Genomic DNA, 21,966 nt, shown 5'->3' on the forward strand with positions numbered 1-21,966 from the left:
GATGGTTGGAACCACCAGTGCGAGGCCTGGAAATGGCGTTGAACTAGGCAGCGGAATTCCCATTGAGAAGCTGGCCTACCGCGTGGTCGAGGCCGCTTACGCGCTCGCGATCAGCCGAAGCCGCGTGTACGAGTTGATCGGTTCCGGCGATATCAAAATCCTGAAGGACGGTGGCCGAACCCTCATCAGGCGGAGTGAGCTTGAGGCGTATCTTCTACGTCTGGAGCAGGTTTCGCAGGCCGCTGAGCGCGGCCCGCCGCGACGGCCCAATCGTCCATGAGAAGCTTGCGCTTTTCAAACAGGTCGCCGCGCCGATAGGCGGCTTCGACCTTGTTGCCGATCGTGTGGGCGAGCGCCATTTCGACAATCTCGCTTCGATACTCGGTGGTCTCAGCGGCCCAATCGCGGAAGGTGCTGCGGAAGCCGTGGGTGGTAAGGTCTCCGCGCTTCATGCGCTTGAGCACCGCCAGCATCGCCATATTGCTCAACTTCTTCCCAAACAGCGTGCCCCAGAAAAGAGGTCCAACCGGCGGGATGTCGTCTGGAATGGGCTGTCCCTTCGATTGGAGAACCCGACGGATCACGGCGGCGTAGTCCGCCCGGCGACCCTCGAGAATCTCCACCAAGGGCGTCGTGAGCGGCACGCGATGTTCCTTACGCCCCTTCATGCGGTCGGCCGGGATGACCCAGACGCGGCCGGCCAGATCGATCTCACTCCACTCGGCGCCGATGACTTCTCCGCTCCGCGCCGCCGTGAGGATCGTAAACTCAAGGGCCCGAGCCCCCGCGCCTGGCTGTTCCTTCAGCCCCGCCATGAAGGCGCTCATTTCCGCGTAGGGCAGGGCGGCATGATGCTCGACCTTATGAACACGGGACTTTGCCGGCAGCAGCTTCTCCAGGTGACCCTTCCAGCGAGCCGGGTTCTCGCCTTCGCGCAACCCTCTGGCGGTCGCCCAATCGAGCACCGCCTCAACCCGCCCTCGTACACGGCTGGCAGTCTCGGGCTTGGTGGACCAGATCGGCTCCAGAACGGCAAGGACCATGCCCGTATCGATATCCGAGACGCCGTGACTTCCGAAGATCGGATCAGCGTAGGTCGTCAGCGTGCTTTCCCACTGCAGAGCGTGCTTTTCATTGCGCCAGCCGGCCTTGTTGGCGCGGATGTACGCGGACGCCGCCTGCTTGAATGTAAAGCCTTTGGCGGCTTCCAACGTAGAGCGTGTGCGAGCCAGTTTACGTTGGTCGATCGGATCGACGCCGTCGAACTTGAGGCGACGGGCGTCTCGCGCCATCGCGCGTGCTTCCGACAAGCTGATTGTGTGGGCCGGGCCAAGCCCCATCTCCCGGGCGCGGCCCTGGAGCATGTAGCGGTAGACCCACGACCTACCGCCGCCCGCCTGGACCATCAAATAGAGGCCGCCGCCGTCCGGGTGCATTCCCGGTCGCGTCGTTCTCTTGACCTGTAGCGCCGTCAGGCGTTCCCAAAGCCGGGCCATTTTGTCCCACACTTCGTCCCACAAATGTGATGTGGAGCGTGGTGGATCGCGCTGGACCTGTCGAAACACGTTTTCGCGATTTCCCCTTATGTGGCGGGGATTTACCGGACGCCCGTGGACGTCTCTGGACTGATTAGGATGGGGTGGTGGCGGAGAGGGTGGGATTCGAACCCACGGTGCCCTTCCAGGCACGCCGCATTTCGAGTGCGGTACATTCGACCACTCTGCCACCTCTCCAGGGGGTCTTCGGGGCCTGCCCGGGGGCTGGCCTTGAGTGAGGGCGGGATACCTAGCGGCGTCGCCCGAAGAGCGCAAGAGCTTGTGACAAGCTTTTGTGTCGCGGGGCGCGGTTTCCGGTCCTGGCTAGGCCCCGAGGCCCGGTCGAACCTAGGCCTTGGGGTAGAGAACCATCTGGGTGCAGCGGAAAAGCGCGATGGTCTTGCCGGTCGCCTCGGCGGTGACGAGGGCGTCCCAGACCTGGGTGTTGCGGCCGCCGTGGACCAGGGTCGCCTCGCAGGCCACGCCGCCGCCCTCGCGCACCGTGCCCAGGAAGTTGGACTTCAGCTCGATGGTGGTGAAGCCGGTCGCGCCTTCGGGCAGCGAAGTCATGCAGCCGTAGCCGCAGGCGCTGTCGGCCAGGGCGATGACGCTGGCGGCGTGCAGGAAGCCGTTGGGGGCCATATGATGCTTGGCGACGGTCATGCGGCCCTGGACCAGGCCATGGACCGCCTTCTTCCATTCCAGGCCCAGCAGGCCCGGCAGGTTCTCGGCCTGGGCGGCGGTCAGTTCGGCGCTCTTGTCTTCGGCCATGACGGCGTCTCCCGGTTCTTCGCGTGCGAAGCATCTACGCGCCGGAACGGGGCTGAAGCAAGTTAGTTTTTAAATAGAACTGATGTCGACGGGCTGGAAGCGCTTGCCGTCCTCGCCCTGTGGCGGCAGGCGGAAGGCGCGGATCCCGACCTGCAGGGCCGGGGCGGCCAGCGGGCCGGGCGTGGCGGTGACGGCCGTGCGGCGGGCGACGAAGGCCTGCGCCGAGACGGCGTCGCCGGCGTCGATGTTGCGGGCTTTCTGCTCGGCGACCGTGGTGCTCCAGGCGTCGATGACCTCGCCGGTCTGGCCCACCAGGATGCGGGTCGGCGGCGGCAGGTTCAGCAGGCGGCGGGCGGCGGCGTGCAGGCCGGCGGGGTCGGCGCCAGGCGCCGTGCTGTCGTCCAGGCCCTGGTCGGGCGGCAGGATGGCCGAGCCGGCGAAGACCACGTCGCCCACCTGGTAGGCCGTGGCGCCGGGCAGGCGGCCGGGCAGGGCGATGACGGTGATCTCGATCCCGCCCATCGGCAGGGCCTCGCCGTCCTGGGCCAGCTTGTCGAAGTCCCAGCCTTCGAGATCGACGCCGTCGCTGCCCAGCACGGGGACCAGGCGCTTGAGGCTGTCGAGCACTTGGGCGCCGATGCAGATCGAGGCGCCGGTCTCGTATTTCAGGTGGCCGGCCGCCGACAGGTGGTCGGTGTGCAGGCCGGTCTCGAGAATCCAGGTCGGGCCCAGGTCCTTGGCGCGGACGTCGGCGATGATGGCGTCGATGAAGCGTGTGTCGACGGCCTGGGTCAGCGGGTCGTAGTCGAGGACAGGGTCGACGAACGCGCAGAGCAAGGTGGCCGGATCGGCGATCAGATAGGTCACCCGCCCGGTGGCGGGGTGGTGGAAAGCGGTGATTTCCGGCTGCATAGATCGGTCCGATGACGCCCTGAGGCGGGCACCTTGACCGGAAGCTCTTAAGTATCGGCGAACAAGACCAGCTTGCTCGCCCCCGAGGCGATTCGTCTCAGGGATGAGACCTACGGGCGTTCCGTGGCCGCCGCACAGCTCTTGTCGCCGCGCATTTCGGTCACCCAGACGGGCTCCACATAGCGTTCGCCGTCGCGGAAGCCGGGGGCGCAGCCCTCCGGCGTGTCCGACCGGCTGCGCTTGGCGCCGCCGCGCATGTCCAGCGACAGGGCCAGGGACTGGGAGGTTCCGCCGCGCGGACCCCAGCCGTAGCCGTACCCGCCGCCGTAACCGCCATAGCCGCCGTAGCCCCCATAGCCGTAACCGCCGCCGTGCTTGCCGAAGTCGGTCTGGCTGACGGCGACGCCCAGGGTGCCGGTCTCGCCGATCGGGATGAGGCTGGAGACATAGCCGCTGCGATAGCCGCCGGTGCCGACGCTGACGCCCACCTCGCCGTGGACCTGGCGCTTGCCGTCCTTGTCCAGGGGGTAGCCGTTCACGTCGAGGTCCGCGCGCGGCGCGTAGCCGATCGGGCCGCCTTCGATCGGCGGGGCGTCGGCCACCCAGGCGGAGATCTGGTCCTGGGTGCTGACCGGCTTGGCGGCGCGCTCGGCTTCGGCCCTGGCCTGGGCGTCGGCCTTGGCCTGGGCCAGCTCGGCCTCGGTCGGCGGGCGGGTGGCGCGCGAGGCGGCGGTGGTCACGACCTCGTCGTCGACCGAACGGGCCAGCGCTGCGCTGGGGAGGGCCAGCGGGAGAGCCAGTAGGGCGGCGAGAGCGATGCGGGACGCGAACATGGACGAAACCTCCGACCCCGCCACAGTGGGCCCGGTCTGTAACCGAATTAGGGCCTGAATGTATCAGGGGCGCAAGGCGAAGCTGGGGACGCGGCTACAGGGCTTCAAGGGCGGCTTCCAGCGCCGCCATGTCCGGGGGAAGAGGCGTCTCGAACCGCAGGGTTTCGCCGGTGATCGGGTGGACGAAGCCCAGGACGGCGGCGTGCAGCGCTTGGCGGGAGAAGCCGATCTCGGTCAGGGCCGTCTTGACCGGCGCGGCGGGAGCGCCGGCGCCGTAGACCGGATCGCCCAGGCAGGGCGAACCCTTGCTGGCCATGTGCACGCGGATCTGGTGGGTGCGGCCGGTTTCCAGCCGGCAGGCGACGCGGGCCGCCAGGGGGGCGTTCTGGGCCTTGGCCGACGACGACCCGAACGTCTTTTCGACGCGATAGTGGGTGACCGCCTCGCGGCCGCCGGTCTTCAGCACCGCCATCTTCTTGCGGTCGTTCGGCGAGCGGCCCAGCTGGGTGGTGATCGTGCCGACGGCCGGCTGCGGCGCGCCGCGGGTCAGGGCCAGGTACATGCGGTCGATGTCGTGCTTGGCGAACAGGGCCGACAGCCCCTGGTGGGCGGCGTCGGTCTTGGCCGCCACCATCACGCCCGAGGTTTCCTTGTCCAGGCGGTGGACGATGCCGGGTCGGGCCACCCCGCCGATGCCGGACAGGCTGTCGCCGCAGTGGAACAGCAGGGCGTTGACCAGGGTGCCGGTCTCGCAGCCCGGAGCCGGGTGGGCGGCCATGCCCGGCGGCTTGTCGATGACGATCAGATAGGCGTCCTCGTAGAGCACGGTGAGCGGGATGTTCTCGGGCTCGGGCTCGGCGGCGATCGGCGGCGGGACGACCACCTCGTAGAGGCCGGCCGGGGCCTTGGCCTTGCCGTCGGGCATCGGGCGCGGCGGGCGGCCCTCGACGACCAGCGACACCTGGCCGGCGGCGATCAGGGCCTGCAGGCGGGCCCGCGACAGGTCCGGGGCGGCGGTCGCCAGCGCCTTGTCCAGCCGCTGGCCGGCCAGGTCGGCGCTCAGCTCGATCCGCACCACGTCGCCGCCGGCGCCCGTATCCTGGGCGTCCAGGTCCTCGATCTCGTCATCGACGAGCGGCGCGGTCGGGTCGGGCGGCTGGATCAAGGCGTCTTCACGGCTCCGTCATGGCTATGTCGTATCGCGGACATCGCCCGCGCCTAACGGCTCAGGTTCAAGTCTTGCGTTCGAAGGGGATAGTCGATGCGCGCGTTCCGCACCACCTTGCTCATGACCGCCGTCAGCGGCCTGGCCCTGACCGCCGGCGTCGCCCATGCCGCCGAGCCGGATGCTCCGGGGTCGGAGCAGGTCGAGGAACTGATCGTCACCGCCCAGAAGCGCGAGCAGAAGGCCCTGGACGTGCCGATCGCCCTGACGGCCTATTCGGGCGCCATGCTCGACCGGCTGGGCGTGCAGGAGTTCGACAAGCTGTCGGCCTTCGTCCCCGGCTTCCAGGTCCAGAACCAGTCGCCCAACAACCCCGGCTTCGTGATGCGCGGCATCACCTCCGACAGCGGCGAGGCCACGGTCGAGCCGCGGGTCTCGGTGTTCCAGGACGGCGTGTCGATCTCCAAGTCGCGCGGTTCCTATGTCGAGCTGTTCGACGTTCAGCGCATCGAAGTGGCCAAGGGCCCGCAATCGACCCTGTTCGGGCGCGGCGCGATGATCGGGGCGGTCAACATCATCCAGAACAAGGCCGACGTGCACGCCCTGGACTGGCGCGTGGGCGCCGAGCTGGGCGACAGCGCCTACGGCCTGTTCGAGGGCATGGCCAACGTGCCGCTGAGCGACACCTTCGCGATCCGCTTCGCCGGCCGCTACAAGGAGCGCGACGGCGCGATCGAGAACGTGCTGGGCGGCAAGAACCTGGGCTCGACCGACACCGGCGCGATGCGCCTGTCGGCGCGCTGGACCCCGAACGACAAGCTCGACGCCAACCTGATCCTCAACTACGAGGCCGACCATCCGACCGGCACGTCGTTCAAGTCCAACACCTTCAACCCGACCAACATCACGACCGGCCAGGCGCTGGGCGACCGCGACCCCACCAGCCCGGCCGGCCTGTCCAGCGGCTACGGCTTCGAGGGCGGCGCGGCCCTGGGGCTCAAGCGCTTCGTGCAGGGCGCGACGGCCTTGGTCGACTACCGCTTCAACGACGCCTGGAGCCTGTCGTCGATCACCGCCGCCCGCCACTTCGCCAGCGACGAGGTGTTCGATCCGGACGGTTTCTCGCTGCCGATGTTCGTGTTCGCCGAGGATGCGCGCGGCACGCAGTACAGCCAGGAACTGCGCCTGAACTACGACAACGGCGGCAAGCTCAGCTGGTTCGGCGGCGTCAGCTATTTCGACGAGGACGCCCAGACCCGGGTGCCGCTGCAGTTCGACGAGCGCTACGCCCTGGCCCTGTTGACCGGCCAGCTGACCAAGCCCAATCCGCAGCCGAACGCGGTGCTGACCAACACCACCTTCCTGGCGGCCCTGGTCACCGGCCTGACCGGCGGCGCGGCCAGCGGCGCGACCGCCCAGGGCATCGCCAACAATCTCGGCGTCCACACCGAGCAGTTCACCAACTACGGCACGACCCAGTCGTGGGACGTCTACGGCGACGCCACCTGGCGCGTGACCGACCGCTTCGAGCTGTCGGCCGGCCTGCGCTACACCAGCGACGACAAGTCCAGCGGCGTCGCCTCGCAGGTCAGCCAGCGCTCGATCCTGGGCGGAACGATCGGCGCGCTCAGCCAGGCCCCGGCGACGCGGCAGGCCATTCTCGGCGCCCTGGCGGTTCCGGGCGCGGCCAACATCCCGACCTCGGCCGGCTATCCGATCCCGATGTTCGGCCTGTTCGCCCAGCCCACCACCGGCAATGGCCAGATCTCGACCCAGGACTTCACCGACGACGGCCTGACCTGGCGCCTGGTCGGCCGCTATGAAGTGACGCCGGACGCCAGCCTCTACGCCTCCTACGCCCGCGGCCGCCGTCCCAAGGTGCTGTCCTCGGCCGCGCCCGCCGCGCCGATGACGCCGGGCAAGTTCACGCCGGTCTCGGCCGAGACCGTCGACAGCTACGAGGCCGGCGCCAAGAGCCGCCTGCTGGACGGCCGCCTCTATGTCGAGGGCGCGGCCTACTTCTACAGCTACGACAACTTCCAGACCTCGATCCAGGAAGGCGCCCAGGTCATCACCACCAACGCCGGCAAGGCCGAGAGCTACGGCTTCGAAGGCCAGGCCACCTGGCAGGCGGCCAGCTTCGCCGAGGTGTTCGCGACCTACGGCTACAACCACGGGCGCTTCAAGGCGGGCATCCGCGACGGCAACCGCTTCCGCCTGTCGCCGGACAACAAGTTCTCGCTGGGGACCAGCCTGCACGCCGACCTGCTGCGTGGCCGCTTCACCTTCACGCCGATCTACGCCTGGCAGTCCAAGGTGTTCTTCGACGACGACAACGACATCCCCGCCCTGCAGAAGAACAACCTGATCCCGGACCTGGTGCAGGACGAGTTCCAGAAGAGCTACGGCCTGCTGGACCTGCGCCTGCAGTACCAGCCCTCGTTCGCCCACTGGACGGTCGGGGCCTTCGTGACCAACGCCACCGACGAGAAGTACGTCAAGGACGCCGGCAACACCGGCGACGGCTTCGGCATCCCGACCTTCATCGCCGGCAACCCGCGCTACTACGGCGTGACGTTCTCGCTGCGGCGGTAGGATGCTGCGTCGGGGACAGGCGCATGCGCCTGTCCCCAGCCTTGACGCTACTTGTCGGTCGCCTCTTCCTCATGGCCGGTGATCGAACCGTCCTTGAACAGATATTCCCTCAGCTGCTCGTCGGTTTCGGGGTCGCTGCGGCGCAGCCATTCCAGCACCATGGCGGCGTGCTCCAGCTCCTCGCGGGCGTTGTGCAGCAGGATCTTGCGCAGCTCCTCGTCATCGCAGTCGTCGGCGCGCTGGCGATACCAGTCCACCGCCTCCAGCTCCTCGATCAGCGAGGTGATGGCGTAGTGCTGGTTGAGCGTCTTGCCGCGCAGCTTTTCGCGCGGGACGTGGAGGCCTTCGCTGGACATGTACCGTCATCCTACTGTTGTCTCCGGGGGCTAACGCACGAGAAGACCAAGCGGCGCCGTGAGCCTTCGGGGAGTTGAGCATGATCATCGACAGACGCAGGGCCCTTGCCCTCTTCGGCCTGGGCGGCGCGGGCGCGGCCGGGGAGGCGATGGCGGCGACGCCCCTGTTCGCCGGACGGGCCGCCTTCCTGCACGGCGTCGCCTCGGGCGATCCGCTGGAGGATCGGGTGGTGCTGTGGACACGGATCACGGCGGAGGCGACGACCGCCCCGATCGCCGTGCGCTGGGAAATGGCGACCGACGCGGCCTTCAAGACCCTCGTCCGTCAGGGGCAGGCCGTCGCGGTCTCGGGCCGCGACCACACGGTCAAGGTCGACGTCACCGGCCTGAAGCCGGCGACCGACTATTTCTACCGCTTCCAGTACGTCAGGAAGGGCAAGCCGTTCGGCAAGCCCGTCGGCGGCCGCACCCGCACCTTGCCCAAGGGGGCGACCCGCGACGTCGTCCTGGCGGTGGTGTCGTGCGCCCTCTACCCGAACGGCTATTTCAACGCCTATGACGCCATCGCCAGGCTGCCGCGCGTCGACGCCGTGCTGCACCTGGGCGACTACATCTACGAGTACGGCGCCGCGCCCGACGACTACGGCATGAACTCGCCGACCGCCAAGGGCCGCGTGCCCGATCCGCCGCGCGAGATCCTCAGCCTGGAGGACTATCGCCGCCGCCACGCCCAGTACAAGACCGACCCCGCCCTGCAGGCCGCCCACGCCCGAGCGCCATGGATCGTGGTCTGGGACGACCACGAGACCGCCGACAACAGCTGGATCGGCGGGGCCGAGAACCACCAGCCCAAGACCGAAGGCGACTGGCTCAAGCGCAAGGCAGCGGGCATCAAGGCCTATTACGAGTGGATGCCGATCCGCGAGCCGGTGGCCGGAACCCTGCCCGAGGCTTCGTGGCGGCGCTTCCAGTTCGGCGACGTCGCCACCCTGCTGATGACCGAGACCCGGCTGACAGCCCGCAGCCACCAGCTGGACTACGGCCGCGACCTGCCGGTCAAGGACGGCAAGCCCGACTTCACCGCCTTCGCCGCCAAGCTCGCCGATCCCGACCGCCGGATGATGGGCCAGGGCCAGGAACAGTGGCTGGCCCGCGAGGTCGACGCCTCGACGAAGGCCGGCACGGCCTGGCAGGTGCTGGGCAACCAGGTGGTCATGGCCCGGGTGGTGCCGCCCGACCTGAAGGCGACCATGGGCGATCAGGCTTATGCGGCCCTGCTGGCCAAGCTGCCCGCCTATGTCGCCAAGCCGGTCGAGGAGAGCCGGGGCCTGTCCCTGGCCGGCGCGCCGGGCAACCTCGACGCCTGGGACGGCTATCCCGCCGACCGGGCCCGGGTCTACGACATCTTCAAGGCCGGCAAGGCCCGGCCGATCGTGCTGGCCGGCGACAGCCACGCCTTCTGGGTCAACGAGCTGTGGGACGACGCCGGCACCGCCCGGGTGGCGGCCGAGTTCGGCGTCACCTCGGTGACCTCGCCGGGCTACAGCGACTACCTGCCCGGCGTGCCGCTGGGCCAGGCCTATGTCGAGCGCAACAAGGAGGTGAAGTTCACCGACCAGGGCGCCAAGGGCTTCCTGCTGCTGACCCTCGAGCACGGCCGGGCGACGGGCGAGCTGATCGCTGTCTCGACCATCCTGGACCCGAAGTACCAGACCCGGGTGCTGAAGCGGTTCGTGGTGACCCCGGGCGACGAGGGCGGGGTGAAGGCGCTGGCGGAAGGGTGAGGCCCTAGCGCGAAGCCGGGAGCGCGGCGCTTCGTCGCCGCGCTCCCCGGGTCTCGATCCGGTCGCGGCCTTAGCCGAGCCGCATGGACAGCTCGACGTCTTCGGCGAACGGCGTCGACAGGTAGCCCGCCGCCGGCGAGCGCACGCGCGCCAGGTAGTCGGGCGCGAAGTCGGCGTTGTCGGCGACGATCAGGGCGCCGGGACGCAGGCGGCTCTCCACCAGGCTCAAGATCTCCGGATACAGCGCCTTGGCGCCGTCCAGCAGGACCAGGTCGATCGTCTCGGGCAGATCGACGGCCAGGGTTTTCAGGGCGTCGCCTTCGCGGATTTCGACCAGGTCGATCAGGCCGCCGGCCGTCAGGTTGTCCCGGGCCCGCGCCACCTTGGACGGCTCGAACTCGCTGGTGATCAGGCGCCCGCCGCCGTTGTCGCGCAGGGCCGCGGCCAGGTGCAGGGTCGAGATGCCGAACGAGGTCCCGAACTCGACGACGGTCCGGGCTTTGGCGCTACGGGCCAGCATGTAGAGCAAGACGCCGGTCTCGCGCGAGACGGCCAGGGGCATGTCCTTCATCTGGCCGTAGAAGTCGACATAGTCGGTCTTGCTGCGCATCAGGCGGGCCAGGTCCTCGGGCGTGAGGCCGGCCGCGGCGGGCAGGTCCATCGGCGAGGTCTCGTCGGCCTGCGCGAACAGGCGCTCCAGCAAAGGCGCCAGGGGGGCGGTGGTCAGGGTGTTCATCGGCATTTCCAGGTGCAAAAGCGCGTGTCGTTGCGCTGGCCAAAAAATGCGACTAATTCGTCAGGTTTCCTATTCGCATTGCCCGAACACGCCATGACTGATCGCCCAAGTCCCCGGATTTCCTCGCGAAAGCAGCCTCGCCAGGCCCGCTCCAACGACCTGGTGGCGGCGATCCTGCAGGCCGCTGTTCAGGTTCTGGCCAAGGAGGGCGCGGGGCGCTTCACCACGGCGCGGGTGGCCGAGAAGGCCGGGGTCAGCGTCGGCTCGGTCTATCAGTACTTCCCCAACAAGGCCGCGATCCTGTTTCGGCTACAGAGCGATGAGTGGCGCCAGACCACCGACCTGCTGCGCGACATCCTGGCCGACGTCGCGCGGCCGCCCCTGGATCGGCTGCGGACCCTGGTCCACGCCTTCGTCCGCTCCGAATGCGAGGAGGCGGGCATGCGCGTGGCGCTCAGCGACGCCGCCCCGCTCTATCGCGACGCGCCCGAGGCCCAGGAGGTCCGGGCGGCGGGCGGCGACATCGTGCGCGACTTCATGCGCGAGGCGCTGCCCACGGCGACCGACGCCGTCCGCGATCTGGCCGGCGACCTGATCAAGACGACGCTGGGCCAGGTGGGCAAGGCCTTCTCGGAAACGCCGCGCACGGCCGCCGAGATCGCCGCCTATGCCGACGCCATGGCCGACATGTTCGGCGCCTATCTGGACCGCCTGGAGCGCGGGCCGGCCTAGCGCCGCGCTTGTTTGGAAAACGCGCCTAGCGCCGCTCCAGCGCGATCCGCACGCCGAACGCCACGAACACCCCGCCGGTCACCCGGTCCAGCCACTTGACCACGCCCGGCTTCCTCAGCGCCTTGGCGATCGGCGCGGTGGCCAGGATCAGTCCGCCGGACCAGGCCAGGCCCATGACCACGTGGATCGATGCCAGCAGCAGGCCGAAGACGGCCGGGCTGGCGCCGGTCGGGATGAACTGCGGCAGGAACGACACGTAGAACACCCCGACCTTGGGATTGAGCAGGTTGTTCCAGAAGCCCTTGGCCAGGGCCGCGGCCAGGTCGTCCGAGGGCGGGGCCTCGCCGGCGCCGGTGTCGAAGGCGGCGCGCGGCTTGCGCAGCAGGTTGACGCCCAGCCAGACCAGATAGGCCGCGCCGGCCCATTTCAGGATCGTATAGGCGGTGTGCGAGGCCACCAGCAGGGCGCCGGCCCCGAACGCCGCCGCCGCGCCCCAGGCCAGGCATCCCAGGCCGATCCCCACCGCCACGGCGGTCGCGCGCCGCCAGCCCTCGGCCGCCGCCGTGCGCAGCACCAGGGCCGTGTCCAACCCCGGCGTGATGGTCAGCAGGCCGGCGGCGACGGCGAAGGCGATCAGGGACTGGGCGGTGGTCATGCCGACTTTGTGGGTCGCGTCCCGGCTCGAGGCAAGCGGTCAGCCCGCGATGCGGCCGATGGCGGCGGCGATCGCCTGCCAGGCGGGCGATTCGGCGACCGGGACCTGGGTCAGATGCAGCACCAGCATGGCCGCTCCGCCGATCAGATAGACCGGATGAGGACGTCCGCGCGTGCGCCAGTCGACCCACATGGCCAGGAACAGCAGCAGGTCGCCGACCAGGGCCGGCGGCACGGCCACGAAGACCGGCGGCGCGACCACCAGGGGCAGTCCGGGCGGCGGGGTCGGCGGCGGTCCGCCGTGCGGGGCCAGGAAGGTCAGGAACCAGCGGGCGATCGGCGCGCCCAGCATCGAGATCGTGGCCAGCAGCAGCAGGCGCTTGTGCGTCTCGGGCCGCCTGATGTTGATGATCGCCAGGACGAATAGCACCGTGAAGAAGCCGATCCCGCCCATGCTGACCCAGGCGAAGGCCCGCACCTGGTGGGCCAGACCCTCGGGTTGGCCCGGCAGCGAGGCCTGGGCGACCCGCAGCGAGACGACGGCGGTGACCACGAACAGCATGGCGGTGGCGATCGCCACGCCCAGCACGCCCCAGGTGCGGTGAGCGACGGTCTTGCCCTGGGCCACCAGCCAGGTCTGGGTGCAGAAGAACGCCATCCAGGCGTACAGCACCAGGCCGTGGATATGGGTCAGCGGCGGGGCCTTGAACTTGCCCTGGGCCATTGGCAGGAAATAGGTCGGCATGAAGCCGAGCACGGCGATGGCCAGGCAAGTCAGCGCCATGGCGAAATAGAATTGGCGCGAGGCGTTGGCCCTCGCATCGGTTCGCAAAGCCGCTTCGGTCATGTGTGTCGCCCCCCGTTGGTCCCCGGGGCGACGATGCCACAGATCTCATTGCCTGTAACGCTGGCGGAACATCGGTCTTCGACCGGCGGTCTTCACGCGATCTGCACGTTCCCTGGCCGCCGGCTCGACGCGGGCGGGGCAGGCTGGCGCGATGAGAAGAGCCCTACGCCTCGCGCTCGACCAGCGCCCCGTTCTCCCAGACGCGGTAGAAGCACGAGCGGAAACCGACATGGCAGGCGCCGCCGTCGCCTTGCGGGCGGACCTTGATCAGCACGGCGTCCTGGTCGCAGTCGATCCGCAGCTCGGTGACGACCTGCAGCTGGCCGCTGGTCTCGCCCTTCTTCCAGAGGCTGTCCCGCGAGCGGCTGAAATAGTGGGCGATCCCGGTGTCGAGGGTCAGTTTCAGCGCCTCGTCGTTCATCCAGGCGAACATCAGGATCTCGCCGGTGTCGGCGTGCTGGGCGATGGCGGCGACCAGGCCGGCGGCGTCGAAACGCGGGGCGATGGCGGCGCCGCGCTCGAGCGCGGTCTTGTCGGCGGCGGGCGGGAAGATCGAGGAGGTCATGAGGCGACATATGGCGCCGGCGCCCCCCGTACGGCTAGCGCCAATGACTGGATCAAGAGCCGGGTCGCGGCGATGGACGCCTGGGCGCGGCCGTGGGCCGAGCGATCGCGCCTCAACGGCTGGGCCTACGAGTTCCTGCTGTTCGGCCTGAAGCAGGCCTGGGCCTGCCTGTTCGGCGGGCTGATGCTGGTCCTGATCGTCGGCACGCATCTGCTCTGGTCTGCTGACGCGCCGCTGGCGCGCTACGACTTCCTGGTGCTCGCCTCGCTGGCCATCCAGGTCGCCCTGCTGGCCCTGAGGCTGGAACGCTGGAACGAGGCGGTGGTGATCGGCGTCTTCCACGTGGTCGGCACGATCATGGAGGTGTTCAAGACCGCCCACGGCTCATGGATCTATCCCGAGCCCGGCCTGCTGAAGATCGCCGGCGTGCCGCTGTTCAGCGGCTTCATGTACGCCTGCGTCGGCAGCTACATCGCCCGGATCTGGCGACTGTTCGACGTGCGCTATGTCCGCTACCCGCCGATCTGGAGCACCTGGGTCCTGGCCGTCCTGGCCTACGCCAACTTCTTCACCCACCACTACGGACCCGACATCCGCCTGGGCCTGTTCGCGCTGTCGGTGGCGGTCTTCGGCCGGACCTGGTTCCTGTTCACGCCCGACCGCGTCGCGCGGCGCATGCCGTTCCTGATGGGCGGCGTGCTGGTGGCCCTGTTCATCTGGTTCGCCGAGAACCTGGGGACCCTGGCCGGCGCCTGGATCTATCCCAGCCAGCGCCACGGCTGGCACATGGTCTCACCCAACAAGCTGGGGGCCTGGTACCTGCTGATACTGCTCAGCTACGTGCTGGTGACGGTGGTGCACAGGCCGAGGCGGGCATGTCTCTAGGTCTCGAACATGGCCCGCAAAGCCGAGAGCACCTTGCCGAGCGTCTCCTCGTCGGCCGCGCCGAGCCGTCTGATCATCCTAGCACGCGCGACGGTGCGGATCTGGTCGGGCAGGACCAGACCCCGTTTGCCGTTAAACTCGATATCCGGACGAAAGCGTGTCGGATGACTGCCGGTGGTCATCAGCGCGACGATGAACGTGTCGAGGTGGCTGAGGCCTTCGGGCGAAACCACGACGCAGGGACGCGTCTTCTGGATCTCGCTGCCGACTGTCGGGTCCAGCCGCACCATCCAGATATCGCCTCGCTTCACCATTCAAGGTCTTCGTCGGCGTCGGCGCTCAGGGGCGCGTCGAGCCATTCGCGCTCTTCCTCGCTGAGGCCCAGCGCGCCGATACGCCTGGCGTCTTCTTCCCAGCCATCGCGCGGGTGCGGCTTGGGCGCCGCGACGATGATGATGCGGTCGTCTTCCATCGTCACGTCCACGGCGTCGCCGGCTTCCGCGCCGATGCTGGCGAGAAAGGGCTTGGGCAGGATCACCCCTGCCGAATTGCCGATCTTGCGCACCGAGGATCGCATGATGCCGTCTCCGTTAGAACGGAGTTATAACATTCTTCGATCGCTACTTCCAGATCGGCTTGCCGTCCCCAGGCAGACCCAGCCGCGCCCACTTCTCGCTGACCGCGTCGATCACCGCCTGGTCCATGCGGATCTCGTTCCCCCACTCGCGGTGGGTTTCCGGCGGCAGCTTGTCGGTGGCGTCCAGGCCGATCTTCGAGCCCAGGCCGCTCTCGGGACTGGCGAAGTCGAGATAGTCGATGGGGGTGTTCTCGATCACCGTGATGTCCCGCGCCGGGTCCATCTTGGTGCTGATCGCCCACATCACGTCTTTCCAGTCGCGGGCGTTGATGTCGTGGTCCACGACGATCACCCACTTGGTGTACATGAACTGGCGCAGATAGCTCCAGACGCCCAGCATCACCCGCTTGGCGTGGCCCGGATAGGCCTTCTTCATCGAGACCACGGCGATGCGGTAGCTGCAGCCCTCGGGCGGCAGCCAGAAGTCGACGATCTCGGGGAACTGCTGGCGGATCAGCGGGATGAACACCTCGTTCAGCGCTTCTCCGAGCACGGACGGTTCATCCGGCGGCCGGCCGGTGAAGGTGGTCAGGTAGATCGGCTGCTTGCGCATGGTGATCGCCGTCACCTGGAAGACCGGGAACTTCTCGACGCTGTTGTAGTAGCCGGTGTGGTCGCCGTAGGGGCCCTCGTCCTCGTACTCGTCGAGCAGGACGTGGCCCTCGATGACGATCTCGGCATGGGCCGGCACCATCAGCGGCACGGTCTTGGCGGGCACGAGATCGACCTTGGCCCCGCGCAGCAGCCCGGCGAACTGGTATTCGCTGAGCGTGTCGGGCACCGGGGTCACCGCGGCCAGGATCGTGCCGGGATCGGCCCCCAGCACGGCGCAGGCGGGCAGGGGCTCTCTCTTCCCAGCTTTCTTATGGCGAGCGTAGTGCTGCGCGCCGCCGCGATGGGCCAGCCAGCGCATGATGCAGCGGTCCTTGCCGAGGACCTGCATGCGGTAGATGCCCAGGTTGAAGTCGTCCTCGCGGTCCTTGCCCGGGCCCTTGGTGACCACCAGCGGCCAGGTGATCAGCGGCGCGGGCTCGCCCGGCCAGCAGGTCTGGACCGGCAGCTTGGTCAGGTCGATGTCGTCGCCGGTCAGCACCACTTCCTGCACGGGGGCCTTCTTCACCGTGCCCGGCCGCATGGCCATCACGGTCTTGGCCAGGGGCAGCATGTCCAGGGCGTCCTTCAGGCCCTTGGGCGGCTGGGGCTGGCGCAGGAAGGCCAGCAGTTCGCCGACCTCGCGCAGTTCGCCCGCCGTGGTGCGCGGTTCGCCGCCCAGGGTGACGCCCATGGCCACGCGCTTGACCGTGCCGAACAGGTTAGCGAGCGCGGGCATCGGCGAGCGGCTGCCGTCGGGCAGGATCACGTTCTCGAACAGCACCGCCGGGCCGCCGGTGGCCAGCAGCCGGGTCTGGATCTCGGTCATCTCCAGCACGGTCGAGACCGGCTCGGTCACCCGCACCAGCTCGCCCTTGGCTTCAAGGACATCGATGAATTCGCGAAGCGAGCGATAGGCCATGCCGGGGGACTCCTGAACGCGGCGGAACCTAACCGTTTTTACCGGGCTGGCTACGGCGAGTTGAACGCCTCGGCCAGGACGGCCCGCAGGCGCGCCCTGTGCTCGGGCGTCATCGGGCCCAGCGGGCCCCGCCGGTCGGGCGGAAGATGGGCCGCCGGGTCGCCGTGGGTCTCGAAGACGAAGTGGTCGAACATCTCGCGCCAGACCGCGCGCTCGGCGGGCGGCAGACCGCGCACGCTGGCCATGGCGTGGACCAGGGCGACCAGAGGCGGGCTCAGCAGGGCCGGGGTCTCGTTCCACCAGTAATTGATCAGCACGGTGAAAGGGTCGAGGGACTCGACATTATGGAACCAGCAGTAGGGAATATAGATCGCGTCGCCCGGCTCCAGCTCGGCGACCTGCGCGGCCGCCAGGGCCTCCTGGAAAAGCGGATACCGCTCCAGGTCCGGCCGGGCCACGTCGACCAGGCTGACCGGCGGCCCCGCGGGGGTGAAGTCGAACGGCCCCATGTAGAGGTTCTTCAACTGGTCCGGCGGGAACAGGGTGAAGCGCCGCCGCCCGGCCACCGCGCAGGCGATGTTGTGGCTCATGTCGAAATGGGTGGCGGTGGTGATGGCGTTGCCGATCCAGATGCGCGGCGTGATCTTGGCGTCGACCAGGGCCAAGGCGTTGGCCTCGGCGAAGCCGGGCAGGGCGCCCGGCGTCGGTGTCGACTGGACGGCGATGGCCGGCGGCAGGGCCACGGACCGCAGCTCCAGCAGCGCGGCCAGGGCCCGGGACAACGGCATGTCGTCGCGCTGGAAGTTCAGGCCGCTCAGGTCGGGGGTGTAGAAGAACCGCCCGCCGATGTCGGCGCCGGCGCTCAGCACGTTGACCGGCGCGCCGCTGTCCAGCGCGCCCAGATAGGCGACCAGGGCCTCGTCCGACCGGCGGCCGGCCGCGACGGCGGGCCAGTCGGCGACCAGGCCCTTGAGGATCGCGGGCTGGCCCGCCGGCAGGATCTCGTCGCGGAACCGCGCGGCGTCGACATCGCGATGTTCCGGCGTCCGGGGCGGGGTGGTCGTCACGCTGTGGCTCCTCGACGGTCGTCCTCTCGTAGAGCAAGGGTCGACGCCGCCGCAAGCTTGGCCCTAGGCGCCGCTCGCGCCGCGTGGTCCTGTCCCCCATCGATAGCAAAGGTTGTGAGAGTCCGCCGATGACCGACCTTCCCCTTGGCGCCCCGCTGGAAACCGCCGATCGCCCGCCCGAGCCTTGGGCCGTCCGTCGCGCGACGATCATCCGCCTGGCCACGGGCCTGATCCAGGGCCTGCTGCTGTACGGCCTCTGGCAGGCCGACAAGTCCAAGGTCTGGCCGGCCACCCAGCGCGAGGTCTATGCCGCCTTCCTGCTGATCGTCCTGTTCGTCCCGCCCGTGGGGCTGGCCGGCATCTCGGCCCTGCGCCTTCGCACCCTGGCGGTCTGGAAGGCCGTGGCCGCGATCATCGCCGCCGGACTGGGCGCCTATGGCGTGTGGAGCGGCGATCCCGCCGCCCGGGGCGTCGACGGCATGGGACCGTTGGCCTTCCTGGCTGTCGCCGCCCTGATCTTCATCGGCCATCACCTGGTCCAGCCGGCCGACATGGAGCGCCGGCGGATCGCCCGCTATCCGACCTACTTCGACGTCACCTGGAAGCACGGGGTGCAGGCGGTGTTGTCGGTGGGCTTCACCGGGGCGTTCTGGCTGCTGCTGTTCCTGGCCTCGGCCCTGTTCAAGCTGATCGGCGTCGACGCCATCGAGAAGCTGATCAAGCACGAGGCCTTCGCCTTCCCCGCCACCGCCCTGATGTTCGCCGCCGCCGTGCAACTGACCGACGTGCAGGCCAATCTGGTGCGCGGCGTGCGGACGGTGGCCCTGACCCTGCTGGCCTGGCTGCTGCCGTTGATGGCCCTGATCGCCGCGGGCTTCCTGCTGACCCTGCCCTTCACCGGTCTGGAGCCGCTGTGGAAGACCCGGAGCGCCACGGTCATCCTGCTGGTCGCCGACGCCTTCCTGATCCTGCTGACCAACGCCGCCTATCAGGACGGGACCGAGAAGACCGCCGTGGTCCTGAAATGGGCCGCGCGCCTGGCCGGCGTGCTGCTGGCCCCGATCACGGCGCTGGCCGCCTACGGCCTGTCCCTGCGCATCGGCCAGTACGGCCTCAGCCCCGACCGGATCATCGCCGGCGCCTGCGTGCTGGTCGCGGCCGGCTACGCCCTGGGCTACACGATCGCCGCCGTGCGGCCGGGCGCCTGGATGAAGACCCTGGAGGCGACCAACATCGCCATGGCCTTCGTCGTCATCGCCGTGCTGCTGGCCCTCTGCACGCCGATCGCCGATCCCCGGCGCCTGTCGGCGAACGACCAGGTCGCGCGGCTGAAGGCGGGAAAGGTCAAGCCGGACGCCTTCGACTATGTCGCCTTGCGGTTCGACGGCGGCCGCTTCGGTCGGAAGGCCTTGGAGGGTCTCGGGCGTGATCCGGATCCCACCATCCGCACCAAGGCGCTCCGCGCCGCCAAGTTCGACAGCAGGCCCTATCTGGCCGAGGCGACCGCGATTCCCGATCGCTACAAGAAGACCAAGGTCTATCCGAAGGGGCAGGCGCTGCCCAAGAGCTTCGTCGACCAGACCTGGAACGGCGGGGACGAGCCGACCTGCCTCTGGGGCTACCAGCAATGCCGGGCGACGCTGGCCGACATCGACGGCGACGGCGTCGCCGAGGTGCTGTTGTCCTCCGGCCGGACCTTCGACATCTTCAAGGTCGACGCGGCCGGCGTCTGGGCCCAGACGGCCGAGACGTCGGTCTTCTGCGGCGATGTCGACAAGGGACTGGAGGCTGGAGACATCCAGGTCGCCCCGTCGCCGCCGGCCCAGGACCTGGTCATCGGCGGCAAGCGAGCCAGGATCGAGCCGGCAAAGCGCTGCGCGGCCGAAGAGGCGGCCGTGCTGAGCCAGAAGAAGCCCTAGCCAACGCCCTCGCTGACCGCGTTCAGCCGCGCGTAGACCCCGCCGGCCGCCTTCAGTTCGCCGTGGCGGCCTTCCTCGACGACGCGGCCGTTCTGGAAGACCAGGATGCGGTCGGCGCCGCGCACGGTCGACAGGCGGTGGGCGATGACGATGGTGGTGCGGCCGGCCATCAGGGCCTCGGCGGCCTCCTGCACCTGGCCCTCGGTCTCGACGTCGAGCGAAGAGGTGGCCTCGTCCATCACCAGGATGGGCGCGTCGGTCAGGAAGGCGCGGGCGATGGCCACGCGCTGGCGCTCGCCGCCCGACAGCTTGATCCCGCGCTCGCCCACCAGGGTGTCGTAGCCCTGGGGCAGGCGCAGGATGAAGTCGTGGGCGCGGGCCTTCTTGGCCGCGTTGACGATCTCCTCCTCGGTCGCGTCGGGCCGGCCGTAGGCGATGTTGTCGCGCAAGGATCGGTGGAACAGGGCCGGGTCCTGCGGCACCACGGCGATCGCGCGGCGCAAGGACCCCTGGGTCACGTGCGCCACGTCCTGGCCGTCGATGACGATCCGTCCGCCCTGCAGGTCGTGCAGGCGCTGGACCAGCTTGACGAAGGTCGACTTGCCCGAGCCCGTCGGCCCGACCAGGGCCACGCGCTCGCCCGGCGCGATCTTCAGCGAGAAGTGGTCGTACAGCGGCGCGCCGGCCGACTTGTAGCGGAAGGTCACGTCCTCGAAGGCGATGGCGCCGGGCCCGCGTAGGAATTCCGGCGCGTTCGGCGCGTCGGCGATTTGCGGGGCCAGGCCCTCCCAGGCGGCCAGGTCCTCGGTGTCGTCCAGGCCCTTCTGCAGCATGCGGATGTTCTCGCCCATGTTGCGCAGGTAGCCGCTCATCAGCATGAAGGCGGTGATGGCGAAGGCCACGTCGCCGGGCGTCGCGGTTCCCTTGGACCAGGCATGGATCATCGCCGCCGTCAGCCCGCCCTGCAGCAGCACCAGCAGCAGGTTCTGGCCCAACCAGACATTGGTGAACTTGTGCCAGGTGACCATCACCGCCTCGCGCCAGGCGGCCGTGACCTCGGCCACCCGGGCGCTCTCGCGGGCCTCGGCGCCGAAGCTCTTGACGGTGGGATTGGAGGTGACCGCGTCGGCCAGGCTGCCGCCGATCCTGGAGTCCAGGGCGTTGGACTTCAGGTTGGCCGGGCGCACGTAGCGGGTGGTGACCACCAGGTTCACGGCGATGTAGGCGGCCACCACGACCAGGGCCACGGCCCCGGCCAGGGGTTGGCGCAGCAGCAGCATCACCGACAGGCCGACCAGCACGATCAGGCTGGGGGCCAGCCAGATGGTCACCGCGTCGGTCACGCTGTCATAGCCCCACATGGCGCGGGTCAGCTTGCGCACCGTGGCGCCGGCGAAGCTGTCGGCGTGCCAGTCGGACGAGAAGGCCTGGACGCGGGCGTAACCCTCGTTGGTCATCTCCTCCATGTTGCGGGCGGCCAGCGGGATCCAGAACCGCATGGCCAGGTTGCGGATCAGCGAGAAGCCCAGATAGACGCCGACGAAGGCCGCCCAGGCGACCCAGGCCGCGTCGATGGCGGTCGGGCCCTTGATGATGGTGTCGATCAGCCGGCCGGAGGCCCAGGGCAGGGCCAGGTCGAAGCAGATGGCCGCCAGGGTCAGGCCGACGCCAGCCAGGAACAGGCCCTTCCGGCGCAGCCAGAAGCGCGCGATGAAGCCCAGCACCCGGGCGTTGCTCAGGGCGCGGCGGCGTCCGCCGTGTTCGTCCTCATCGATTTCGTCGGTCATGGTGGAGGGTAGATAGGCGCTGGCCGTCCTGGAGGCGAGCGGGGCCGCCGCTTTGGTGTCAGGCCTTCGGGGAAGTGTTGCCCCGGCGCCGCGATCCACCGAACGGCCGCCAGCGCAGGTACCAGCGGATGGCCGGGCCGATGATCGGCGTGCGCAGCAACGGCCGCACCGCGTGGGGCCGGGTCTTCAGGAAGCACATCACCGCCCCGATCCAGAACACCGTCGTCGGCATCCCGGGCACGAAGGCGCCGACCGCCCCCGTGGCGAACAGCGCCACGCCCAGGCCGTCCAGCACCCAGTGGACCGGGCGGGACAGGCGCTTGCGGGGCGGGCGGGGGGCGTCGGTCATGAAGCTGGAATGTGGGGGATGGAAGGCGAAACGGGAAGGCGCAGTCTTCACCCTCTCCCTCTGAGAGGGTTCAAGAGTGCTTATGCGCGGCGGATGGCGAACAAAGTCCAGCGATTTCAACGCCCTGAACTTTCTCGACCCGTTTTGGTCCTCACCCTTCCGGACCGCCCGTATCCTGATCCCACCTGAAGGCACGGGGAGGGCGCACGTACGGCGACCGATGCGGCTTTCGGGGGTGGTCGAGCGGGAAGCGTTCGTCGGTGGTCTTTAGATGGACGCCTTCGCGACGGTCCTGGGCAGGTTCCCTGAAACACGGGACGAAAC

Annotated in this window: 22 protein-coding genes and 1 tRNA gene; 6 read left to right on the forward strand and 17 right to left on the reverse strand. The window is 69.1% G+C overall.

Going from position 1 to position 21,966, the window contains the following annotated elements; all coding sequences use genetic code 11:
• Nucleotide 1 precedes the first annotated feature (1 nt).
• Complete coding sequence (locus AC1DMQ_RS05225; RefSeq protein ID WP_477032482.1) at nucleotides 2-280, forward strand: helix-turn-helix domain-containing protein; 279 nt, start codon at nucleotides 2-4, stop codon at nucleotides 278-280.
• On the opposite strand, the gene AC1DMQ_RS05230 is transcribed toward AC1DMQ_RS05225, so the two are convergent.
• The 6 genes from AC1DMQ_RS05230 to AC1DMQ_RS05255 form a co-directional block, all read right to left on the reverse strand.
• Nucleotides 186-1,496 (reverse strand): tyrosine-type recombinase/integrase, encoded by a 1,311-nt coding sequence (locus AC1DMQ_RS05230; protein ID WP_477032483.1) that lies wholly within the window; start codon nucleotides 1,494-1,496, stop codon nucleotides 186-188. The genes AC1DMQ_RS05225 and AC1DMQ_RS05230 overlap by 95 nt on opposite strands.
• 147 nt (nucleotides 1,497-1,643) lie before the next feature.
• Nucleotides 1,644-1,733, reverse strand: a tRNA-Ser gene (locus AC1DMQ_RS05235).
• A gap of 150 nt (nucleotides 1,734-1,883) precedes the next feature.
• Entirely contained in the window at nucleotides 1,884-2,306 is a 423-nt protein-coding gene (locus AC1DMQ_RS05240; protein ID WP_477032484.1) for a PaaI family thioesterase, read from the reverse strand.
• Between the two features lie 69 nt (nucleotides 2,307-2,375).
• Nucleotides 2,376-3,218 (reverse strand): MBL fold metallo-hydrolase, encoded by an 843-nt coding sequence (locus AC1DMQ_RS05245; protein WP_477032485.1) that lies wholly within the window; start codon nucleotides 3,216-3,218, stop codon nucleotides 2,376-2,378.
• A gap of 110 nt (nucleotides 3,219-3,328) precedes the next feature.
• A complete protein-coding gene (locus AC1DMQ_RS05250) occupies nucleotides 3,329-4,051 on the reverse strand; it encodes a hypothetical protein (RefSeq protein WP_477032486.1) in 723 nt (240 codons plus the stop codon).
• Between the two features lie 94 nt (nucleotides 4,052-4,145).
• Nucleotides 4,146-5,216: an RluA family pseudouridine synthase gene (locus tag AC1DMQ_RS05255; protein WP_477032487.1), complete on the reverse strand. Its 1,071-nt coding sequence runs from the start codon at nucleotides 5,214-5,216 to the stop codon at nucleotides 4,146-4,148.
• A 96-nt stretch (nucleotides 5,217-5,312) separates the two neighbouring features.
• Between AC1DMQ_RS05255 and AC1DMQ_RS05260 the strand changes: the two genes are divergently transcribed.
• Nucleotides 5,313-7,811 carry a TonB-dependent receptor gene (locus AC1DMQ_RS05260; protein ID WP_477032488.1) on the forward strand — a complete coding sequence of 833 codons (2,499 nt, stop codon included), beginning with the start codon at nucleotides 5,313-5,315 and terminating at the stop codon, nucleotides 7,809-7,811.
• Nucleotides 7,812-7,858: 47 nt separating this feature from the next.
• Here AC1DMQ_RS05260 and AC1DMQ_RS05265 read toward each other — a convergent pair whose 3' ends face one another.
• Nucleotides 7,859-8,167, reverse strand: a complete 309-nt coding sequence (locus AC1DMQ_RS05265; protein WP_477032489.1) for a ferritin family protein — start codon at nucleotides 8,165-8,167, stop codon at nucleotides 7,859-7,861.
• Between the two features lie 80 nt (nucleotides 8,168-8,247).
• Here AC1DMQ_RS05265 and AC1DMQ_RS05270 point away from each other — a divergent pair, with 80 nt between their 5' ends.
• A complete protein-coding gene (locus AC1DMQ_RS05270; RefSeq protein WP_477032490.1) occupies nucleotides 8,248-9,951 on the forward strand; it encodes an alkaline phosphatase D family protein in 1,704 nt (567 codons plus the stop codon).
• A 70-nt stretch (nucleotides 9,952-10,021) separates the two neighbouring features.
• Here AC1DMQ_RS05270 and AC1DMQ_RS05275 read toward each other — a convergent pair whose 3' ends face one another.
• On the reverse strand, nucleotides 10,022-10,687 hold the full coding sequence (locus tag AC1DMQ_RS05275) for an O-methyltransferase (protein ID WP_477032491.1): 666 nt from the start codon (nucleotides 10,685-10,687) through the stop codon (nucleotides 10,022-10,024).
• A 93-nt stretch (nucleotides 10,688-10,780) separates the two neighbouring features.
• Between AC1DMQ_RS05275 and AC1DMQ_RS05280 the strand changes: the two genes are divergently transcribed.
• Nucleotides 10,781-11,419: a TetR/AcrR family transcriptional regulator gene (locus tag AC1DMQ_RS05280; protein WP_477032492.1), complete on the forward strand. Its 639-nt coding sequence runs from the start codon at nucleotides 10,781-10,783 to the stop codon at nucleotides 11,417-11,419.
• Between the two features lie 25 nt (nucleotides 11,420-11,444).
• On the opposite strand, the gene AC1DMQ_RS05285 is transcribed toward AC1DMQ_RS05280, so the two are convergent.
• From AC1DMQ_RS05285 to hisI, 3 genes are all read right to left on the reverse strand, one after another.
• Complete coding sequence (locus AC1DMQ_RS05285) at nucleotides 11,445-12,074, reverse strand: LysE family translocator (protein ID WP_477032493.1); 630 nt, start codon at nucleotides 12,072-12,074, stop codon at nucleotides 11,445-11,447.
• 39 nt (nucleotides 12,075-12,113) lie between these two features.
• On the reverse strand, nucleotides 12,114-12,920 hold the full coding sequence (locus AC1DMQ_RS05290) for a hypothetical protein (protein ID WP_477032494.1): 807 nt from the start codon (nucleotides 12,918-12,920) through the stop codon (nucleotides 12,114-12,116).
• Between the two features lie 163 nt (nucleotides 12,921-13,083).
• Nucleotides 13,084-13,485: a phosphoribosyl-AMP cyclohydrolase gene (gene hisI, locus AC1DMQ_RS05295; protein WP_477032495.1), complete on the reverse strand. Its 402-nt coding sequence runs from the start codon at nucleotides 13,483-13,485 to the stop codon at nucleotides 13,084-13,086.
• Nucleotides 13,486-13,557: 72 nt separating this feature from the next.
• Between hisI and AC1DMQ_RS05300 the strand changes: the two genes are divergently transcribed.
• Nucleotides 13,558-14,370: a DUF817 domain-containing protein gene (locus AC1DMQ_RS05300; RefSeq protein ID WP_477032496.1), complete on the forward strand. Its 813-nt coding sequence runs from the start codon at nucleotides 13,558-13,560 to the stop codon at nucleotides 14,368-14,370.
• Here AC1DMQ_RS05300 and AC1DMQ_RS05305 read toward each other — a convergent pair.
• Genes AC1DMQ_RS05305 through AC1DMQ_RS05320 form a run of 4 tightly spaced genes read right to left on the reverse strand, consistent with a single transcriptional unit; the run spans nucleotide 14,367 to nucleotide 17,587 of the window.
• On the reverse strand, nucleotides 14,367-14,684 hold the full coding sequence (locus tag AC1DMQ_RS05305; protein WP_477032497.1) for a type II toxin-antitoxin system PemK/MazF family toxin: 318 nt from the start codon (nucleotides 14,682-14,684) through the stop codon (nucleotides 14,367-14,369). The two genes, AC1DMQ_RS05300 and AC1DMQ_RS05305, sit on opposite strands and share 4 nt — an antisense overlap.
• Complete coding sequence (locus tag AC1DMQ_RS05310) at nucleotides 14,678-14,935, reverse strand: AbrB/MazE/SpoVT family DNA-binding domain-containing protein (RefSeq protein WP_477032498.1); 258 nt, start codon at nucleotides 14,933-14,935, stop codon at nucleotides 14,678-14,680. The genes AC1DMQ_RS05305 and AC1DMQ_RS05310 overlap by 7 nt, the downstream gene beginning before the upstream one ends.
• Nucleotides 14,936-14,990: 55 nt before the next feature.
• On the reverse strand, nucleotides 14,991-16,520 hold the full coding sequence (locus AC1DMQ_RS05315) for a UbiD family decarboxylase (RefSeq protein ID WP_477032499.1): 1,530 nt from the start codon (nucleotides 16,518-16,520) through the stop codon (nucleotides 14,991-14,993).
• 50 nt (nucleotides 16,521-16,570) lie between these two features.
• Nucleotides 16,571-17,587: a cupin-like domain-containing protein gene (locus AC1DMQ_RS05320; RefSeq protein WP_477032500.1), complete on the reverse strand. Its 1,017-nt coding sequence runs from the start codon at nucleotides 17,585-17,587 to the stop codon at nucleotides 16,571-16,573.
• A gap of 128 nt (nucleotides 17,588-17,715) precedes the next feature.
• Between AC1DMQ_RS05320 and AC1DMQ_RS05325 the strand changes: the two genes are divergently transcribed.
• Nucleotides 17,716-19,506, forward strand: a complete 1,791-nt coding sequence (locus tag AC1DMQ_RS05325; protein ID WP_477032501.1) for a DUF4153 domain-containing protein — start codon at nucleotides 17,716-17,718, stop codon at nucleotides 19,504-19,506.
• Here the strand turns inward: AC1DMQ_RS05325 and AC1DMQ_RS05330 are convergent.
• Both AC1DMQ_RS05330 and AC1DMQ_RS05335 read right to left on the reverse strand, forming a co-directional pair.
• Complete coding sequence (locus AC1DMQ_RS05330) at nucleotides 19,503-21,293, reverse strand: ABC transporter ATP-binding protein (RefSeq protein ID WP_477032502.1); 1,791 nt, start codon at nucleotides 21,291-21,293, stop codon at nucleotides 19,503-19,505. The two genes, AC1DMQ_RS05325 and AC1DMQ_RS05330, sit on opposite strands and share 4 nt — an antisense overlap.
• Before the next feature lie 58 nt (nucleotides 21,294-21,351).
• Complete coding sequence (locus AC1DMQ_RS05335) at nucleotides 21,352-21,642, reverse strand: DUF454 family protein (protein WP_477032503.1); 291 nt, start codon at nucleotides 21,640-21,642, stop codon at nucleotides 21,352-21,354.
• Nucleotides 21,643-21,966 lie beyond the last annotated feature (324 nt).

This window comes from Caulobacter sp. 05L422, assembly GCF_056397765.1.

What these genes read in the sequence shown, in the direction of transcription:
- AC1DMQ_RS05260 (WP_477032488.1), top strand. Translation starts at nt 5,313, where the DNA reads ATGCGCGCGTTCCGCACCACCTTGCTCATGACCGCCGTCAGCGGCCTG.
- hisI (WP_477032495.1), bottom strand. Translation starts at nt 13,485, where the DNA reads ATGACCTCCTCGATCTTCCCGCCCGCCGCCGACAAGACCGCGCTCGAG.
- AC1DMQ_RS05325 (WP_477032501.1), top strand. Translation starts at nt 17,716, where the DNA reads ATGACCGACCTTCCCCTTGGCGCCCCGCTGGAAACCGCCGATCGCCCG.
- AC1DMQ_RS05265 (WP_477032489.1), bottom strand. Translation starts at nt 8,167, where the DNA reads ATGTCCAGCGAAGGCCTCCACGTCCCGCGCGAAAAGCTGCGCGGCAAG.
- AC1DMQ_RS05245 (WP_477032485.1), bottom strand. Translation starts at nt 3,218, where the DNA reads ATGCAGCCGGAAATCACCGCTTTCCACCACCCCGCCACCGGGCGGGTG.
- AC1DMQ_RS05290 (WP_477032494.1), bottom strand. Translation starts at nt 12,920, where the DNA reads ATGACCGAAGCGGCTTTGCGAACCGATGCGAGGGCCAACGCCTCGCGC.
- AC1DMQ_RS05305 (WP_477032497.1), bottom strand. Translation starts at nt 14,684, where the DNA reads ATGGTGAAGCGAGGCGATATCTGGATGGTGCGGCTGGACCCGACAGTC.
- AC1DMQ_RS05315 (WP_477032499.1), bottom strand. Translation starts at nt 16,520, where the DNA reads ATGGCCTATCGCTCGCTTCGCGAATTCATCGATGTCCTTGAAGCCAAG.
- AC1DMQ_RS05300 (WP_477032496.1), top strand. Translation starts at nt 13,558, where the DNA reads ATGGACGCCTGGGCGCGGCCGTGGGCCGAGCGATCGCGCCTCAACGGC.
- AC1DMQ_RS05275 (WP_477032491.1), bottom strand. Translation starts at nt 10,687, where the DNA reads ATGAACACCCTGACCACCGCCCCCCTGGCGCCTTTGCTGGAGCGCCTG.
- AC1DMQ_RS05230 (WP_477032483.1), bottom strand. Translation starts at nt 1,496, where the DNA reads ATGGCCCGGCTTTGGGAACGCCTGACGGCGCTACAGGTCAAGAGAACG.
- AC1DMQ_RS05270 (WP_477032490.1), top strand. Translation starts at nt 8,248, where the DNA reads ATGATCATCGACAGACGCAGGGCCCTTGCCCTCTTCGGCCTGGGCGGC.
- AC1DMQ_RS05285 (WP_477032493.1), bottom strand. Translation starts at nt 12,074, where the DNA reads ATGACCACCGCCCAGTCCCTGATCGCCTTCGCCGTCGCCGCCGGCCTG.
- AC1DMQ_RS05335 (WP_477032503.1), bottom strand. Translation starts at nt 21,642, where the DNA reads ATGACCGACGCCCCCCGCCCGCCCCGCAAGCGCCTGTCCCGCCCGGTC.
- AC1DMQ_RS05330 (WP_477032502.1), bottom strand. Translation starts at nt 21,293, where the DNA reads ATGACCGACGAAATCGATGAGGACGAACACGGCGGACGCCGCCGCGCC.
- AC1DMQ_RS05240 (WP_477032484.1), bottom strand. Translation starts at nt 2,306, where the DNA reads ATGGCCGAAGACAAGAGCGCCGAACTGACCGCCGCCCAGGCCGAGAAC.
- AC1DMQ_RS05280 (WP_477032492.1), top strand. Translation starts at nt 10,781, where the DNA reads ATGACTGATCGCCCAAGTCCCCGGATTTCCTCGCGAAAGCAGCCTCGC.
- AC1DMQ_RS05225 (WP_477032482.1), top strand. Translation starts at nt 2, where the DNA reads ATGGTTGGAACCACCAGTGCGAGGCCTGGAAATGGCGTTGAACTAGGC.
- AC1DMQ_RS05250 (WP_477032486.1), bottom strand. Translation starts at nt 4,051, where the DNA reads ATGTTCGCGTCCCGCATCGCTCTCGCCGCCCTACTGGCTCTCCCGCTG.